Below are 16,830 nucleotides of genomic sequence, written 5' to 3'. Positions count from 1 at the left end.
TTATCGCTGCGAAAGGTGAATACGAGAACACCGGCAACTACAACTCGAAAGCCAGCCAGCAATACGGAGATGCTTACGGCCAGATAGTAAATCTGCTGAATATCACCAGCGTTGATGCGCAGAATCAGCAGCAGGTGAAGGATGCACTAACGCAGTATGCAATGGATGTGCTGGGTGTTGATCGCCAGACGGCTCAGGGTTATGCCGAAACGAAGCAGGGAATGGATATTATCGTTGCTTCGGTGACTCCAGTGTTGGGTTCAGTGGCAGCAAAACAGCTCAGTAAAGTCGTTGATGCTAATCTCAAGGTTGTTGCGAAAGGTAATGTAGACGGGGCTAAATTCACTGATACCAATCAGGGTGCAAGACCATCCAACTTAGCAGATGTGAATAAGCCAACACTCATTGATGGAAGAATCCAAGCTAAAATAGATAAGCAAGGCAAGCCTCTTCCTAATGGAAATATGGCTACAGCTCATGCTGAAGTGGGCGTCATCCAACAAGCTTTTGAAAAGGGTATGTCTCAAGGGCGTGAGATGACAATGAGTGTATCTAAAGAGCCTGTATGTGGTTATTGTCGCGGTGATATAGCTGCTATGGCCGATAAAGCGGGGCTAAAATCTTTAACAATCTATGAAGAGACTACTGGGTCTGTCCTCTATTGGCAGCCGGGAATGAAATCTCTCAAGGCCAGGGATTAAAATGAATTTTAAAATGAGTTGGACGCTAAATGGAACTGGCGGAAATAAGCAGATTTCAAACTGGGATGATATATTAAATCAGTTGAAACAACTTCAGGGAAAAAAAGGTTCCATAACTCTTGATACCCTAACCAGTGTGGATAGTGGAGCTGAAATGCTTCAGGTAAGAACAGAAAATAATTTTTACCTAATAACATTAGGTGAGATCTTCGAAGATGAATATCAGATAAGAAGTTACTGGGATCGCTCTAAACTTGATGCCGAAATGATGATACTTGGTGATTATTGGCCTGAACGTCAGCTTACAAAAGACTTTGATATTGTTATCAGTGTTTTTAAGGAATTTTTTAATACTGGCAACGTATCAATGGAGCTTTTGAGCTAACACATAGATCCCGAGCATACGTCAGGATTTTTGATTTCACAGCTATAAGTTCTTTAACAGCGCTGGGAAAAGTGGAGAACAGGGAGCAAAACCGCGTATCTGGCTGGCGGTGATATGGGGGCCGCGCTGGCGGGGGCATCGGCACCGGAGCTCGCGCATCTGCTTAAATCGACAGAGGGCAATAGTGCGGTAAATGTTATTGCCCACGCGATACTGGGCGGCGCAGTGGCGGCGATGCAGGGAAACAGCGCGGCAGCGGGCGCAGCGGGGGCGGCAACGGGTGAACTTGCGGCTAGGGCGATTGCAGGTATGCTGTATCCTGATGTGACTGACCTGTCGCAACTGAGTGAGGATCAGAAGCAGACCATCAGCACGCTGGCAACGATATCAGCAGGGATGGCCGGTGGTCTGTCGGGCGATAGCACGGCGTCGGCGGCTGCCGGGGCGCAGGCCGGGAAAAATGCGRTTGAGAATAACTATCTGAGCTACGACGAGGCTCATGCTTTTGACAGAGAAATGACTGCCTGTCGTAAAGCCGGTCGTGAATGCGGAGATATTCAGAACAAGTATGCTGTAATTAGTGCTGATAACCGGCTGAAATTGCATATTGATTTGGCTGCCGACCCTCTGACGGCGCTGTCCGGGGAAGATAAATGGAATATTGAGGGCGGACTTAGCGCGGCAGGTCGGCCTGGCTGGCTGTATGGTTCGCTGGAAAACCCGGATGTGAAGGACTACGTCATTGAAGGTAACCGCTACGACTTAAACTATCTGAATAGCAATACGTCACAGGGTGATAGAGCTCTGGCTTTCTTCGGTGAGCCAGAAAATTATTGGGGTACGGTTGCCGGAGCGGGTTCGTTGTTAACGTCATCAGCCACGCTGACGGAAAAATTTGTTAGTGCCGGGCTGAGTTACGGAGCAAATGGGGCTGTCCAGGTTGCAACCGGCAATACCGGTGAGAAGTTCGATTACCTCAGTTTCATGATGTCAGGCTTAACTGGTGTAGGTACAGCCAGGAAAGGATATTACGCTAACCAGTTGTTAGGGGCCGGTAGCGCTTACATGAGCAGTCAGATTGAAGGCCAGGACAGTACCGCATCAGTAGTGGGCAGTATGGCCGGTACAGGTTTTGGCTATAATATTGGTGCTTCAATTACTAATAAGTTTGAATCACAGTATATAAAAAATCAGCTAGGAATGGATGCCAGTAAGTATTCACTGAAATATTCGGAAAAATCTATCGGATACGGTATATATCAGGGCGGTCAAATGAGCCCATACCCTGGTATACTGGGTGGTTTTGGTGGTTCTGTAATCTCAGAATGGACTGGCAATGTGACGCAAAAAGAAGCTAATGGAGATAGTAAATGAAACATCCTCTATTAGAACTTATTAAGTTGGTGTTTATACTGGCAGTTACGTTCTCTATTGGAATGGTTGCTAGTACCTGGCTGATCAGTAAAGGAGATGTTCCCTTTTCGGAATATATCTTAGCTGGAAAAATTGGTGCAATTGTTGGTGTGTGGGGAGGGGCAGGAGTTTGGCTACTGCTTTATTTACAAGTACTAAAATATAATCGTAAGTAGTTGTTGTTGAGAATAATTTCCTTTGTGCAACATCTTCAGACAAACTTGATAAGGCCGTTGAGAAAATTAAGAACGGTGATAAGTCATTAGCAACTGCTAATGACTTATCAAGCTGGAGAATGCCGATAAACGTAGCGATGCACTGGTTCCTAAATTCACCAAAGATCCTTCACATATGCGCCGGGGTTTTTCCCCGATAATTCCCCATTGCTTCCCCATACAGAAAACAGGCATAAAAAAACCAACCGTAGAAGGTTGGTTTTTTTGGGGAATTTTGGTCGGCACGAGAGGATTTGAACCTCCGACCCCCGACACCCCATGACGGTGCGCTACCAGGCTGCGCTACGTGCCGACACTTATGGCTGCTAATACTACTGCTTTCCACCACGAATGCAAGAGGATGGACTGCTAACTGATTTATAATTAATCAGTTAGCGATAAATCGTTTCTCATCCGTCAGCACTTGCAGCAGCAAACTTAGCTGCGGTTTCTGATCTTTAATTTTCTCGCCGCGTAAATTATAGGTCTGGTAATTACCGTTGTTATTAAGCACCAGCGTCATCTCTGGTGTGGTAATGGCCATGGTGCTGCTGTCAGCTGCCGTGACCCAGTAATGGCGGCGTGTTGCATTAAACAAATCCTGACCCTGTGAGTACTCGCTTGCTGGGGTACTGACGTGGAGCAGGCGCTGCATCAGTGTTGTCATCAGGTCAGTATGATCGGTCAGGCTATTAATACGCTGCGCAGGTGTTCCCGGCCAGTGAATAACCAGAGGCACCTGTAGATGGCCACGCGACCAGGCAAAGTTATTCTCTTCCTGCGTCAACGGCACGCCCCGGCCCGCGGTAATAATGACCACCGTGTTGTTCAGTTTGCCGGAGTCACGCAGGGCGCTGAGTATACGGTTGATGTTGGCATCCACATCTTGCGCCGCGCTGGCGTAGCGTTTGGCAAAATTCTTCTGGTTGCTGTCATCAAGGTTCGTTCCGTTAAAGGAAACCCATGAGAACCAACGGTTATCATCTTGCGCATAGCGGCCCAGCCAGTTAATCCACTGGCTTGCAGTTTGTTGATCAGATTGCGTTTGCACGTTTGGCATCGAAAAGTCTGACAGCAATGCCTGGCGATACAGTGGGCTAGTGAAGCCATCAGAGGAGAACAATCCCAACTGATAGCCTTGTTGATTCAGCGCAGAGATTAGCGCGGCAGGCGTTCGGGTCGACAAAATGCCGTCCATGTAGCTTGGTGAAACGCCATAAAACAGGCCAAAAATCCCGTTGTCGGCAGTATTTCCCGAACTCATGTGGCGCGTAAAGGAGATATTCTGCCCGGCAAATTCTGCCAGAGCAGGCATTTGCTGTTCAAAGCGCGAGTAGTTCAGACCGTCAACGGTGATCAGCAGGACATTCTGACCCGTTCCCATATCACGGTAACGCAGCTCACTGAGCGGATACTGGACGGAGACCGCTTCCGGATTACCCTGTTCAATCAGGCGGCGTTGATACTCTTGCGCATCCAACAGACCATGTTTTTCCAGAAACTTACGCGCCGTCATCGGGTAAGAGAGCGGCAGGTTTGCGCGCTGCATGGTAATCGGGCGATAGAAGTTGGCATCAGCCCAGATATACACCACGTGCGAGGCGATAAAGCAAATGAAGAAGAATGCGGCTAACGGTTTGGCAAAATGGCGGCGACGCGTCAGGCTGCGTAGTTTCTGCCAGCTCCAGGTCGCAAACAGCATTTCGATTAGCAGAATGATTGGCACACTGATAAACATCAGTTGCCAGTCACGCGCCGCTTCATTCTGGTCAGGGTTAATGACCAGCTCCCAGACGATGGGGTTGAGATGCAGGTGGAAGCGGGTGAACACTTCGCTGTCGATGAGCAACAGCGTCATACCTGCTGTCGCCAGAATGGCTGATAAGAATCGCATCAGCCTCTGGGACATGACGATAAACGTCAGAGGAAACAGGATTAGCAGATAGGTGGCAAACACCAGAAAACTAAAATGTCCGACCAGGCTTACATAGGAATAAACACGCCCTGCAAGCGTTGTCGGCCAGTCGGCGACAAACAGGTAACGGCTACCGAGTACCATGGCCAACAGAATGTTGAACAAGGCAAACCAGTGCCCCCAGCTAACCATCTGGGAGACTTTCTCACGGTAGCGCTGACGATGAGTTACCATAAACTGTTGTTCGTTTCCCCGGAGCAGGCTCTTAATGCGCTTGGTCGTCGTTTACCGAAGACTGCAATGCGCGGGCAAAAGAGTTGGCAATCGCCTGGCGCTGGGCCGGTGCGATGCTTGTATTGATAAGGTTAGTCACCATATTTCCCAATACCATCAGGGAAAGATCGGTTGGCGCCTTATGTTTTTCCAGTACGTTGAGCATCTCATTCAGCAGTTGTTCAACGTGTTCGTCACTATAGCGGGAAATTTGTGGCATAAATCGAAATCAGTCTGTTCATGAAAGGGCAACATATTACCGTACAGACAGTTTTTTTTCTGCTTTTTTATCTTCTATTGCGTCACTGGCCGGCAGGTGGTTGAATACCGCCCGGTCTAAAAGGAGAGTTTATCATGAGTCTGGATATCAACCAGATTGCCCTGCACCAGCTTATCAAACGTGACGAGCAGAACCTTGAGCTGGTCTTGCGCGATTCATTACTGGAACCGACAGCGACGGTTGTCGAGATGATGGCTGAGCTGCACCGGGTGTATAGCGCCAAGAATAAAGCCTATGGCCTGTTTAGCGAAGAGAGTGAACTGGCGCAAACGCTGCGTTTACAGCGTCAGGGTGAAGAGGATTTTCTGGCATTTAGTCGTGCCGCGACCGGACGCTTGCGGGACGAGCTGGCGAAATATCCTTTTGCCGACGGCGGTATTGTCCTGTTCTGCCATTACCGTTATCTGGCGGTAGAGTATCTGTTGGTCGCCGTGCTGAACAATTTAAGTAGCATGCGCGTCAATGAAAATCTGGATATCAATCCGACGCACTATCTGGACATCAATCATGCGGATATCGTGGCGCGTATTGATTTAACCGAGTGGGAAACCAATCCGGAGTCCACGCGCTATCTGACGTTCCTGAAAGGGCGGGTAGGGCGCAAAGTCGCCGATTTCTTTATGGATTTCCTCGGTGCCAGCGAAGGTCTGAATGCCAAAGCGCAAAACCGTGGCCTGCTGCAGGCAGTGGACGACTTTACTGCCGAGGCGCAGCTCGATAAAGCTGAACGCCAGAACGTGCGTCAGCAGGTGTACAGCTACTGCAACGAACAGCTACAAGCCGGTGAAGAGATCGAGCTGGAGTCGCTGTCCAAAGAGCTTTCCGGCGTCAGTGAAGTCAGCTTCAGCGAATTTACCGCAGATAAAGGCTACGAGCTGGAAGAGAGCTTTCCGGCGGATCGCAGTACGCTGCGTCAGTTAACCAAATTTGCCGGAAGCGGCGGTGGGTTAACCATCAACTTCGACGCCATGTTACTGGGTGAACGTATTTTCTGGGATCCGGCTACAGATACTTTGACCATCAAAGGTACGCCGCCGAACCTGCGCGACCAGCTGCAGCGTCGCACGTCGGGCGGGAAATAAAACCGTTTGCCGGGTGAGAGCGTATACGCCTTATCCGGTCGACGAGAACCATCAGTATCGATTACAAAATCCCATAAAAAAACCCCGCCTTGGCGGGGTTTTTCTTCAACTTGTTTGCGATTACGCGCGAACGAAGTCGATGTGAGACAGCTTCGGCTTGAACGGGTGACGCTGTACAGCCTGAGCTTTAACTTTAACTTCTTTACCGTCAACAACGATGGTCAGAACTTCGCTGTAGAATTCAGCTTTAGCTTGCATGTTCATAACTGCATCGTGATCCAGTTCGATAGCAATCGGGGCTTCTGCGCCACCGTAGATGATTGCCGGGAACTTGTTAGCGGCACGCAGGCGGCGGCTCGCACCCTTACCCTGCTCTTTACGTACTTCAGCGTTGATAGTAAACATTTAAATCTCTCTTTAATAATTCCTGCTACAGGCGACCCAGCAACAGGTAAGTGATCTGCTTTGCGTATGCAAAAGCGGGCGAGATTCTATACTCAAACGGCTGGTACATCAATCAAAAGTACGATTAACCGCGTAATTCATGTGCCCGACGAAAGCGTCCTTCATAATCGAAGACCTTTTCACGGACCTGCCAGTACTGACCTTTCATGCGCGCGACCACGAAATCAGGATGACGTAACAGCGCCTGCTGGGCGAGGATATCGGCGGCGGTTATCCAGCGTAAGGGAATGCCGGGCGTTCGGGTGTGCGGGCGAATAAACAGTTGCTCGAAGGCTGTACGCTGCGCGGGAGTATGCAGGCGAAAGCGTTCGCTGACGTCGGCGCCATCTTCATCGTAATAGGTAATTTTCAGCCATTCGCCTTTTTCATCCTGCCCATTTTGTAGCGCCATCCCGCTGCAGCGCAAAACCAGCGCATCTTTAAGCCTGAGCGCGGCTTTCAGCATGTCATCCGGGTCAACCAGTACCGTGTCGCACTCCCGACAACGGCGGGCGGCGATGTCATTTTCCGCGTTGCACTGCGGGCAGTTTTTAAAACGGAAACGAAAATCGCACTGTTCGCGATGGCCGTCATCATCTTCAAACCATCCCTGACAGCGGCGGCCAAAGTGCTCAATCAGCGTGCCGTCGGCCGTTGTTTTTCCCCAGAAGGTGTTGGCAAAGCCGCAGGCAGGACAGAACACCTGTACCGGAACGTTGTCACTTTTCCCTTTGGGCGCACCCACTTCCGGGGCGTACAGGTCGTGCGGATTCCCGGCGTAATCAAGGATCAGACAGTCCGTTTTCCCCGGCGCCAGGCGCAACCCTCGTCCAACGATTTGTTGGTAAAGGCTAACTGACTCGGTCGGGCGCAGAATGGCGATAAGGTCGACGTGCGGGGCATCGAAGCCAGTGGTCAGGACCGACACATTCACCAGATAGCGAAAACGTTGGGCTTTGAACTCTTCAATCAACACGTCGCGTTCAGCGCCAGGCGTGTCCCCGGTGATAAGCGCCGCATCATCAGCAGGCAGCAGGCCGACTATCTCTTTGGCGTGCTCAACGGTAGCGGCGAAAATCATTACCCCTTTGCGTGTCTGAGCAAACTCGACAATCTGGCTGATGATATGCGGCGTTATTCGCTGCTGCTTTTTCAGTTCCTGATTCAGGTCCGCTTCGCTAAACAGGCCGTTACTTTGCGCCTGCAGGCGGCTGAAATCATATTGTACGACCGGCATGTCGAGGCGTTCTGGCGGCGTCAGGTAGCCGTGTTTAATCATGTAGCGCAGCGGTAATTCATAAATGCAGTCGCGAAACAGTGCTTTTTCATCGCCGCGCACCATTCCGTGATAATGAAAATGATAAATCCAGCCTTTGCCCAAGCGAAAAGGCGTGGCGGTAAGTCCGAGCAGGCGTAAGTGAGGGTTTACGTTGGTCAGGTGTGTCAGGATTTGTTGATACTGGCTCTCTTCATCATCACCAATGCGATGGCATTCATCGACGATGAGCAGGGAGAATTCTCCCTGAAAGGCGTCCAGATTGCGCGCCACCGACTGTACGCTGCCAAATACCACTTTCCCGTGACTCTCTTTACGCTTCAGACCTGCGGCAAAAATATCGGCTTCCAGCCCCAGCGCGCAATATTTCGCGTGGTTTTGCGCGACCAGCTCTTTGACGTGCGCCAGTACCAGTACGCGACCCCGCGCCACGCGGGCCAGCTCGGCAATCACCAGGCTTTTGCCTGCGCCTGTGGGGAGGACGATAACTGCCGGAGTACGGTGATGGCGAAAATGGTTGAGCGTGGCATCCACGGCTTCTTTTTGGTAAGGACGAAGAGTAAAAATCATGGGCTCACAATATGTAACAGTCTCGCGTATAGTATGCCACGAATCTTTTTCCCTTGAGGGAAGTTGTTAGCTCGTTATACTGAGCGGAAAACGGCTCCACTTTTCGGGCATAACGCCCGATTTCCGTATTGTTACAGGCAAAATCACACTCATGCGACTTGATAAATTTATCGCTCAGCAACTCGGCGTCAGCCGCGCTATTGCCGGGCGTGAGATCCGTGGTAACCGTGTTACTGTCGACGGCGAAATCGTCAGAAATAGCGCTTTTAAGCTGCTGCCAGAGCACGACGTAGAATATGACGGTAATTCCCTGGTTCAACAAAATGGCCCGCGCTATTTTATGCTGAATAAGCCCCAGGGTTATGTTTGCTCAACGGATGACCCGGATCACCCGACGGTGCTCTATTTCCTTGATGAACCAGTGGCCTACAAACTGCATGCGGCAGGGCGTCTGGATATCGACACCACCGGACTGGTGTTAATGACCGACGACGGACAGTGGTCGCATCGCATCACTTCGCCACGCCACCATTGTGAGAAAACCTATCTGGTAACGCTGGAGTCGCCAGTGGCAGATGATACTGCCGAACAGTTTGCCCGTGGCGTACAGTTGCACAATGAGAAAGATCTGACCAAACCCGCCGTGCTGGAAGTGATTACGCCGACTCAGGTACGTTTGACCATCAGTGAAGGGCGCTATCATCAGGTTAAACGTATGTTTGCCGCCGTGGGTAACCACGTTGTGGAACTGCATCGTGAACGCATCGGTGCCATCAAGCTTGATGAGGATCTGGCGCCCGGAGAATACCGTCCATTGACCGAAGAAGAAATCGCCAGCGTTAACTTAACCCCGCGTTAATTTCAGGAGCTAAATGTGACCACCCGGCAGAACTCTTCAATTGCCATTGTTTTTATCCTTGGCTTATTGGCCATGTTGATGCCGTTGTCGATCGATATGTATCTTCCGGCACTGCCGGTGATCTCTGCTCAATTTGGCGTGCCGGCAGGCAGCGCGCAAATGACCCTCAGTACCTATATTCTGGGGTTCGCGGTTGGGCAGTTGATCTATGGTCCGATGGCCGACAGCATCGGGCGTAAACCGGTGATACTGGGCGGAACTCTGGTGTTTGCGGCAGCAGCGGTCGCCTGTGCGTTGGCGCAAACTATCGATCAGTTGATCACTATGCGTTTCTTCCATGGTCTGGCAGCTGCGGCGGCAAGCGTGGTCATCAATGCCCTGATGCGCGACATCTATCCGAAAGAAGAATTCTCGCGCATGATGTCATTTGTCATGCTGGTGACGACGATTGCGCCACTGATGGCACCTATTGTGGGCGGTTGGGTGCTGGTATGGCTGAGTTGGCACTATATCTTCTGGATCCTCGCTGTGGCGGCGATTCTGGCCTCGGTGATGATCTTTACGCTGATCAAAGAGACCTTGCCCGTAGAGCGTCGCCAGCCGTTTCGCTTGCGCACGACTCTGGGCAACTTTGCCTCGCTGTTTCGCCACAAGCGCGTCCTGAGTTACATGCTGGCCAGTGGGTTTAGCTTTGCCGGGATGTTTTCTTTCCTGAGCGCCGGACCTTTTGTCTACATTGAGATCAACCACGTTTCACCGCAGAATTTCGGCTATTACTTCGCGCTGAATATTGTGTTCCTGTTCGTGATGACCATCATCAACAGCCGCTTTGTTCGGCGGGTTGGTGCACTAAATATGTTCCGTACCGGGCTGTGGATCCAGTTTGTGATGGCGGGCTGGATGGTATTCAGCGCGCTGTTCGGCGTTGGATTCTGGGCACTGGTTGTCGGTGTTGCGACGTTTGTAGGTTGTGTGTCGATGGTGTCATCAAATGCGATGGCGGTCATTCTGGATGAGTTTCCACACATGGCCGGGACGGCCTCATCGTTGGCGGGGACGTTTCGTTTTGGCATCGGCGCGATTGTTGGCGCGCTGTTATCTCTGGCAACCTTTAACTCGGCCTGGCCAATGATATGGTCGATAGCGTTTTGCGCCACCAGCTCAATTCTCTTCTATCTCTACGCCAGTCGCGCCAAAAAACGGTGATCTATTACACAACCTGGGGATCATAAGGCCTCCAGAGTTGATGTACATCAACCGCAAATCTATCATTTTCCCCGCTTATGTTTATTTTATGTAAAATCAATTTATGTAAAAAGTCACATCATTGTAGTTAAAAAGGTTGAGTTAGATCGCAGAAACGAGTACATATAGCGCGGAAACATGCCTGAACCGTTGAATAAATTTAAATAGTGGGTTCGGAAAGTGGCATAAAGACTGGGTGTAAACGTTTACCAACTGTCTAAAGACGTATTGTCAATGATGTGTTAATATTGATGTAAAATAATTGTGAAGTGATTGTACTTCCAGGGAAAGAAAGTGATGACATTACAACTCTCAATCGTTCATCGTCTGCCGCAGTGCTATCGTTGGTCGGTGGGTTTCGCAGGTTCAAAGGTTGAACCGATTCCGCACAACGGTCAGAACAATGAGAACAGCCTGGTGGCCCTCAAATTGCTTAGTCCTGATGGTGACAGCGCATGGTCAGTCATGCATAAACTTAGCCAGGCTCTCAGCGACATTGAGGTACCTTGTTCCGTGCTGGAATGTGAAGGGGAACCGTGCCTGTTTGTGAATCGCCAGGATGAGTTTGCCGCGACCTGCAGACTGAAAAATTTCGGCGTGGCCATCGCAGAACCGTTTTCAAACAACAATCCGTTTTGAGCGTCAGCTTAGCGCGAGCAGCTGACGCGTATAGGCCTGTTGTGGCGCGTTAAATACGTGCTCGCATTGCCCCTGTTCCACGACTTCTCCCTGCCGCAACACAATTACCTGATGGCATAACGCACGTACAACATGCAAATCATGGCTGATAAAAATATAAGCCAGACGATGCTTTTCCTGTAAGGACTTTAACAGCGTGAGGATTTGCGCCTGTACGGTTCTGTCGAGCGAGGATGTCGGCTCATCCAGAATGATCAGCGAGGGTTTGAGAATCAATGCCCTGGCAATGGCTATGCGCTGGCGTTGACCGCCAGAAAACTCTGCAGGATAACGATGGCGGGTTTCGCTATCGAGTCCGACTTCAGCCATCACTGCTTTTACCTGCGCTTCACGCTGTTCAGCGGAAAGCGTTGGCTGGTGAACGCGCAATCCCTCTTCAATAATTTGTAATACGCTCAAACGCGGATTCAGTGAAGAGTTGGGGTCCTGAAAGACCACCTGAATGCGGTGACGTACTGGCAACAGTTGGCGGCGATTTAAGGTATGCAGCGCCAGACCATCGAACACAATACTGCCTTGCGATGTGATTAATCGCAGTAGCGCCAGACCAGTGGTACTTTTCCCGGAGCCTGATTCACCCACCAGTCCCAGTGTTTCACCGGGTCTGAGGGTAAAACTGACGTTGTTAACCACGACGTTATGATCCACCACGCGCTTGAGGATACCCTTGCGTACGGGAAAGGCGACCCTGAGCCCATTCACTTCCAGCAATGGCGGTTGTCCGGCGGCTAAAGGGACTGGATCGCCGGAGGGTTCGCTATTTAACAGTTTCTGTGTGTAGGAATGGGTTGGCGCGGCAAGCAGTGGCTCGGCACGGTTTTGTTCAACGCATTGACCGTTCTGCATGACGGCAATGGAATCGGCTAGCTTTCTCACGATGCTGAGATTATGAGTGATGAACAGCAATCCCATGTTCAGCTCACGCTGCAACTCCCGCAGCAGTTGCAAAATTTGCGCCTGCACAGAGACATCCAGCGCGGTGGTTGGTTCATCAGCAATTAGCAGCTCCGGGCGGGTTAACAGCGCCATAGCAATCATTACGCGCTGGCGCTCACCGCCGGAAAGCTGGTGCGGATAATCTGTAAGGCGTTTCGCTGCATGGCGAATGCCTACACGATCCAGACAGGTCAGAATTTCTGCCCGTGCGGCTTCCCGACGCATTCCCCGATGCAGCGACAGCACTTCATAAAGCTGCTTTTCCAGGTTGTGGAGTGGATTTAGCGACACCATTGGTTCCTGGAAAATCATGGCGATTTTATTTCCCCGCACACCGCGAAGCGTCTGCTCGTTAGCGTGAAGTAGTGATGCGCCGTGAAAGCGGATATCACCGGAGAGGTACACCGCAGGCGGCGTGGGCAACAGACGCAACACCGAAAGCGCGGTGACGCTTTTACCTGAGCCGGACTCGCCCACCAGCGCCAGCGTTTGTCCGGCATCAACGCGCAGTGACAGACTGTTGACCACGGTGCGCACGGTGTTCTGTTGGCGAAAACCTACCGATAAATTGTCAATAGCTAACAGAGGTTGTGTCATCTTAAATCGCCTTATTGGGATCAAATGCGTCGCGTACCGCTTCACCAATAAAAATCAGTAGCGATAATAAGAGGGCAACGGAGATGAACGCGGTGATGCCAAGCCACGGCGCCTGCAGGTTGTTTTTACCCTGCAACAGCAATTCTCCCAGTGATGGCGAGCCAAGCGGTAATCCGAACCCGAGAAAATCCAGCGAGGTGAGTGTGGTGATTGAGGCACATAAAATAAACGGTAAAAAGGTCAGGGCGGCAACCATCGCATTGGGTAGCATATGACGCAAAATAATACTGCTATCGCTAACCCCGAGCGCCTGAGCGGCACGAATATAATCAAAGTTTCGGGTGCGCAGAAATTCCGCGCGTACCACGCCCACCAGGCTCATCCAGCCAAACAGCACGGTGATCGCTAATAGCCACCAGAAGTTAGGCTGAACGACGCTGGATAGCAAAATAATCAGAAACAGCGTTGGCATACCGGACCACACTTCGATGAACCGTTGTCCCCACAGGTCTACCTTACCGCCATAATAGCCCTGTAGCGCGCCAGCCATCACCCCCATGACGCTGGAACACAGGGTCAGCATCAAGCCAAACAGAATTGAGATGCGGGTGCCGTAAAGGATACGCGCCAGCACGTCACCACCATTTGCGTCAGTACCCAGCCAGTTTTGCGCAGAGGGTGGAGAGGGGAAGGGCTTATCGGTGGCAAAGTTAATGCTGGTAGCACCGAACCGGATGGGGGCCCATAGTATCCAACCCTGTCTCTCCAGACGGTGTTGCAGCCACGGATCCTGATAATCAGCCTTTGTTGCTAACGGGCCGCCGAAATCGCTCTCACTGTAGTTTTTAACCAGAGGGAAATACCAGCTGCCGTCATAGCGTACCAACAGCGGCTTATCATTAGCGATCAGCTCGGAACACATGCTCAGGCCAAACAACACCAAAAAAATCCATAATGACCAGTAGCCGCGGCGGTTATGACGAGAACGCGCCCAGCGGGCCTGATTGACGGGGCTTAATCGCGACATTAGCGTCCCTCAAAATCAATACGAGGATCGACCAACGTATAGCTGATATCACTGAGGATATTGAGCAACAGGCCAATCAGGGTGAAGATGTAGAGTGTGCCGAACATCACCGGGTAGTCGCGCGATACGGTAGATTCATACCCCAGTAATCCCAGACCATTAAGCGAAAACATCACTTCAATCAGCAGTGAGCCGGTGAAAAACATACTGATAAATGTGGCGGGAAATCCTGCGATTACCAGCAACATGGCATTGCGGAACACATGCTTCCATAGAATATTTTTCTCACTAACGCCTTTGGCGCGCGCAGTAACGACATACTGCTTACGAACCTCATCCAGAAATGAGTTTTTAGTCAGCATGGTCAGCGCGGCGAACCCACCTACCACGGTTGCCAGCACTGGCAGGGTAATGTGCCACAGATAATCGGTAATTTTTTGATACCAGGGCAGGGCATCAAAGTTAGCGGACACGAGCCCACGTAGCGGGAACAGGTCGTAATAGCTGCCCCCGGCAAAAAAAACGATCAGCAAAATGGCAAACAGAAAGGCCGGAATGGCATAGCCAATAATAATAAATGCGCTGCTCCAGACGTCAAAACGACTGCCGTTGTGAACCGCTTTGCGGATCCCAAGCGGTATCGACACCAGATAGATGATGAGCGTACTCCACAGCCCCAGGGTAACGGACACCGGGAGGCTGTCTTTGATTAGCGTAAGAACAGAGGCACTGCGAAACAGACTATCGCCAAAATCAAAACGGATATAGTCCCAGAGCATCTTGAAATAGCGTTCATGAATGGGTTTATCGAATCCGTAGCGACGGGTAATTTCCGCGATGACTTCCGGATCCAGACCCCGACCGCCACGGTAGTTACTGTCGCTGATATTCCCTACGCCGGTTTGCGCGTGGCTGGCGCGAACACCTTCGCTGCCCGCACCGGGCAACGCGCCGCTTTGTCCGAACTCAATGGCGGCGACGGCCTGCTCAACAGGACCGCCAGGTGCTATCTGTACGATAAAAAAGTTGATAGTAATGATGGCCCAAAGCGTTGGGATCACCAGCAGCAGACGTCGAATCAGATAAGCGCCCATTTACTCTCCCTGTCGTCTGGCTGCGGGAAGCTTCGCCGCTTTGTTGACGTCATACCACCAGTTGTCGATGCCAATGGTATAAATCGGGCGGATCGCCGGATGCGAAAACTTATCCCACCAGGCGATACGATCTTCAGCCATGTACCACATCGGCAACATGTAGTAGTTCCAGGTTAATACCCGGTCCAGTGCCCGCCCCAACGGGATCAGTTTGGCTTTATTCCCTTGTGCGGCAATGATCTGGCTAATCAGTTTATCAATGACCGGGCTTTGCACTCCGGGCGCGTTATAGCTGGAGTCTATATATTCAGAGGCCCAGAGAATTTGCAGGTCTGAGCTTGGCCACGGCATTGCGCGATACAACCTTGGCATCATGTCATAGTCGCGACTGCGCAAACGGTTAGTGATTTGCGAGTTATCGACCTGGCGGATATTCATCGTAATGCCTAAGCGTTGCAGGTTGTGCTGGAACGGCAGCACCCACTGGCTGTTGCTACCTGCCGGGAGTAATAACTCGAAGGTCAGCGGTTTACCGCTGGTGCTATTTATCCGTTGTTGCCCTTTCAGTATCCATCCCGCCTGTTGGAGTAACGTATCGGCTTTCAACAGGTTTTCACGATCGTAGCCATCGCCTTTCGACATCGGTGGTTGATAGATTTGACTGAAGACTTCCGGTGGCAGCTCTTTTTTCAATGGCGCGAGGATCACCAGTTCATCCGCATCGGGATAACCTCTGGCTGCATACTCGGTGTTCTGGAAATAGCTGTTTGTCCGACTCCAGGCATTATAAAACAGGGCCTTATTCATCCATTCGAAATCAAAGGCCAGCGTAATCGCTTCCCGTACACGTCGGTCACTAAACATTGGACGTTGAATATTAAAGGCTAACCATCGTGTGTCCTGCGCGGACTCATTCTTTTGTTCGTCTTTGACAATGTAATGATTGGCGAAATTTTTTCCGGTATAACGGGTTGCCCAATTTTTTGCATCGTTTTCCAGTCGCAGGTCGAACGCTCCAGCCTTAAATGCTTCAAAAGCGACGTTATCATCTAAGTAGTAATCGTAGCGGAGGGTATCAAAGTTCCAGCGTCCGCGATTGACGGGCAAGTCAGCAGCCCAATAATCTTTGACGCGCGAATAAACAATGTACTGGCCCATTTTCCATTGACTGATGCGATAAGGGCCGCTGGCGAGCGGAGGTGATGACAAGGGATCGCTGAGCTTATGATCTTTCCAGTACTTCTCTGGCATCACCGGTAATGAAAACAGGCTGAGCATGTCCTCTTTACCCGGTTTGGCGAGTTCAATTCGCACTGTTAACGGGGCAATTGCCTTTACCGTTGTTCCTTTATAGACCAAACGAAACTGCGGTACGCCTTCGGTCATAAACTTATGGAAGGTGAATTCAACATCGCGTGCGGTAATGGGTGAACCATCATGAAAACGGGCCCGCGGATTAATCGCGATTTCTACCCACGAATAATCATCGGCATAACGCGCTCTGTCAGCGATGAGCGGGTAGTAGCTGCCGGGTTCGTCATCCGAGGTGGTAAACAGCGTATCGTAGAGCGTTTCGGTGCGTGCGCCAGGGTTGCCGCGCATCGAGTAGCGGTTGAAGTTGTCGAAGGTACCCAGGGCGGAGAGGGTGAGCTGCCCGCCTTTAGGGGCCGCGGGGTTAACATAATCAAAGTGATTAAAATTAAACGCGTACTTGGGTTCGCCCAACACGGCAAAGGCGTAGCTTTCTTTGATGGATTGGGCATGAACGTTAAACCCGATAAGGGCGATAAACAGAAGCAGTACACGAGGAATCATATCA

15 protein-coding genes, 1 tRNA gene and 1 pseudogene are annotated in these 16,830 nt (G+C 51.0%); 8 read left to right on the top strand and 9 right to left on the bottom strand.

Translation table 11 applies throughout. The features are described 5' to 3' along the window. From JTI85_RS14935 to JTI85_RS14915, 4 genes and pseudogenes are all read left to right on the top strand, one after another. Window positions 1-701, top strand: a 701-nt coding sequence (locus JTI85_RS14935) for a deaminase (protein ID WP_219351681.1), incomplete at its 5' end; no start/stop codon positions are given. Between the two features lies 1 nt (window position 702). Further along, entirely contained in the window at window positions 703-1,086 is a 384-nt protein-coding gene (locus JTI85_RS14930) for a hypothetical protein (protein ID WP_061068185.1), read from the top strand. 99 nt (window positions 1,087-1,185) lie between these two features. Further along, window positions 1,186-1,576: pseudogene (locus JTI85_RS14925) on the top strand (VENN motif pre-toxin domain-containing protein); the annotation flags it as partial. Window positions 1,577-2,456: 880 nt separating this feature from the next. Then, complete coding sequence (locus tag JTI85_RS14915) at window positions 2,457-2,675, top strand: hypothetical protein (RefSeq protein WP_061068184.1); 219 nt, start codon at window positions 2,457-2,459, stop codon at window positions 2,673-2,675. 275 nt (window positions 2,676-2,950) lie between these two features. Here JTI85_RS14915 and JTI85_RS14910 read toward each other — a convergent pair. The 3 genes from JTI85_RS14910 to JTI85_RS14900 all read right to left on the bottom strand — a co-directional run bounded on the left by JTI85_RS14910 (window position 2,951) and on the right by JTI85_RS14900 (window position 5,122). Then, window positions 2,951-3,027 (bottom strand) — tRNA-Pro (locus JTI85_RS14910). Between the two features lie 75 nt (window positions 3,028-3,102). Continuing rightward, window positions 3,103-4,863 (bottom strand): LPS biosynthesis-modulating metalloenzyme YejM, encoded by a 1,761-nt coding sequence (gene yejM, locus JTI85_RS14905; RefSeq protein ID WP_061068183.1) that lies wholly within the window; start codon window positions 4,861-4,863, stop codon window positions 3,103-3,105. A 31-nt stretch (window positions 4,864-4,894) separates the two neighbouring features. Continuing rightward, entirely contained in the window at window positions 4,895-5,122 is a 228-nt protein-coding gene (locus JTI85_RS14900; protein WP_003027506.1) for a YejL family protein, read from the bottom strand. Between the two features lie 134 nt (window positions 5,123-5,256). Here JTI85_RS14900 and yejK point away from each other — a divergent pair, with 134 nt between their 5' ends. Then, window positions 5,257-6,264 carry a nucleoid-associated protein YejK gene (yejK, locus tag JTI85_RS14895; protein WP_005129293.1) on the top strand — a complete coding sequence of 336 codons (1,008 nt, stop codon included), beginning with the start codon at window positions 5,257-5,259 and terminating at the stop codon, window positions 6,262-6,264. 120 nt (window positions 6,265-6,384) lie between these two features. Here yejK and rplY read toward each other — a convergent pair whose 3' ends face one another. Together rplY and JTI85_RS14885 are read right to left on the bottom strand one after the other, a co-directional pair. Next, the gene (gene rplY, locus JTI85_RS14890; protein WP_003027502.1) at window positions 6,385-6,669 is read right to left on the bottom strand and encodes a 50S ribosomal protein L25; all 285 of its coding nucleotides are present in this window, start codon (window positions 6,667-6,669) and stop codon (window positions 6,385-6,387) included. 124 nt (window positions 6,670-6,793) lie between these two features. After that, a complete protein-coding gene (locus JTI85_RS14885; protein WP_061068182.1) occupies window positions 6,794-8,554 on the bottom strand; it encodes a DEAD/DEAH box helicase in 1,761 nt (586 codons plus the stop codon). Between the two features lie 151 nt (window positions 8,555-8,705). Here JTI85_RS14885 and rsuA point away from each other — a divergent pair, with 151 nt between their 5' ends. The 3 genes from rsuA (at window position 8,706) to JTI85_RS14870 (ending at window position 11,297) form a co-directional block, all read left to right on the top strand. Beyond that, window positions 8,706-9,413 (top strand): 16S rRNA pseudouridine(516) synthase RsuA, encoded by a 708-nt coding sequence (gene rsuA / locus JTI85_RS14880; protein WP_086523393.1) that lies wholly within the window; start codon window positions 8,706-8,708, stop codon window positions 9,411-9,413. A gap of 15 nt (window positions 9,414-9,428) precedes the next feature. Next, a complete protein-coding gene (locus JTI85_RS14875; protein ID WP_219351680.1) occupies window positions 9,429-10,619 on the top strand; it encodes a Bcr/CflA family multidrug efflux MFS transporter in 1,191 nt (396 codons plus the stop codon). Window positions 10,620-10,952: 333 nt separating this feature from the next. Continuing rightward, window positions 10,953-11,297: a YejG family protein gene (locus tag JTI85_RS14870; protein WP_086523392.1), complete on the top strand. Its 345-nt coding sequence runs from the start codon at window positions 10,953-10,955 to the stop codon at window positions 11,295-11,297. 3 nt (window positions 11,298-11,300) lie between these two features. Here the strand turns inward: JTI85_RS14870 and yejF are convergent, their stop codons facing one another. Genes yejF through JTI85_RS14850 form a run of 4 tightly spaced genes read right to left on the bottom strand, consistent with a single transcriptional unit; the run spans window position 11,301 to window position 16,826 of the window. Further along, window positions 11,301-12,890 (bottom strand): microcin C ABC transporter ATP-binding protein YejF, encoded by a 1,590-nt coding sequence (yejF, locus tag JTI85_RS14865; protein WP_048211140.1) that lies wholly within the window; start codon window positions 12,888-12,890, stop codon window positions 11,301-11,303. 1 nt (window position 12,891) lies between these two features. Next, on the bottom strand, window positions 12,892-13,917 hold the full coding sequence (locus JTI85_RS14860; RefSeq protein ID WP_219351679.1) for an ABC transporter permease: 1,026 nt from the start codon (window positions 13,915-13,917) through the stop codon (window positions 12,892-12,894). Beyond that, a complete protein-coding gene (locus JTI85_RS14855) occupies window positions 13,917-15,011 on the bottom strand; it encodes a microcin C ABC transporter permease YejB (protein ID WP_040230596.1) in 1,095 nt (364 codons plus the stop codon). The genes JTI85_RS14860 and JTI85_RS14855 overlap by 1 nt, the downstream gene beginning before the upstream one ends. Beyond that, entirely contained in the window at window positions 15,012-16,826 is a 1,815-nt protein-coding gene (locus JTI85_RS14850; RefSeq protein WP_124021784.1) for an extracellular solute-binding protein, read from the bottom strand. Window positions 16,827-16,830: the final 4 nt, after the last annotated feature.

This window comes from Citrobacter sp. Colony219 (assembly GCF_019382635.1).
In the GTDB taxonomy this organism is placed as follows: Bacteria; Pseudomonadota; Gammaproteobacteria; order Enterobacterales; family Enterobacteriaceae; genus Citrobacter; species Citrobacter youngae.
Note: the sequence above shows the minus strand (reverse complement) of the source record. Positions and strands in the feature narration are given on the sequence as shown.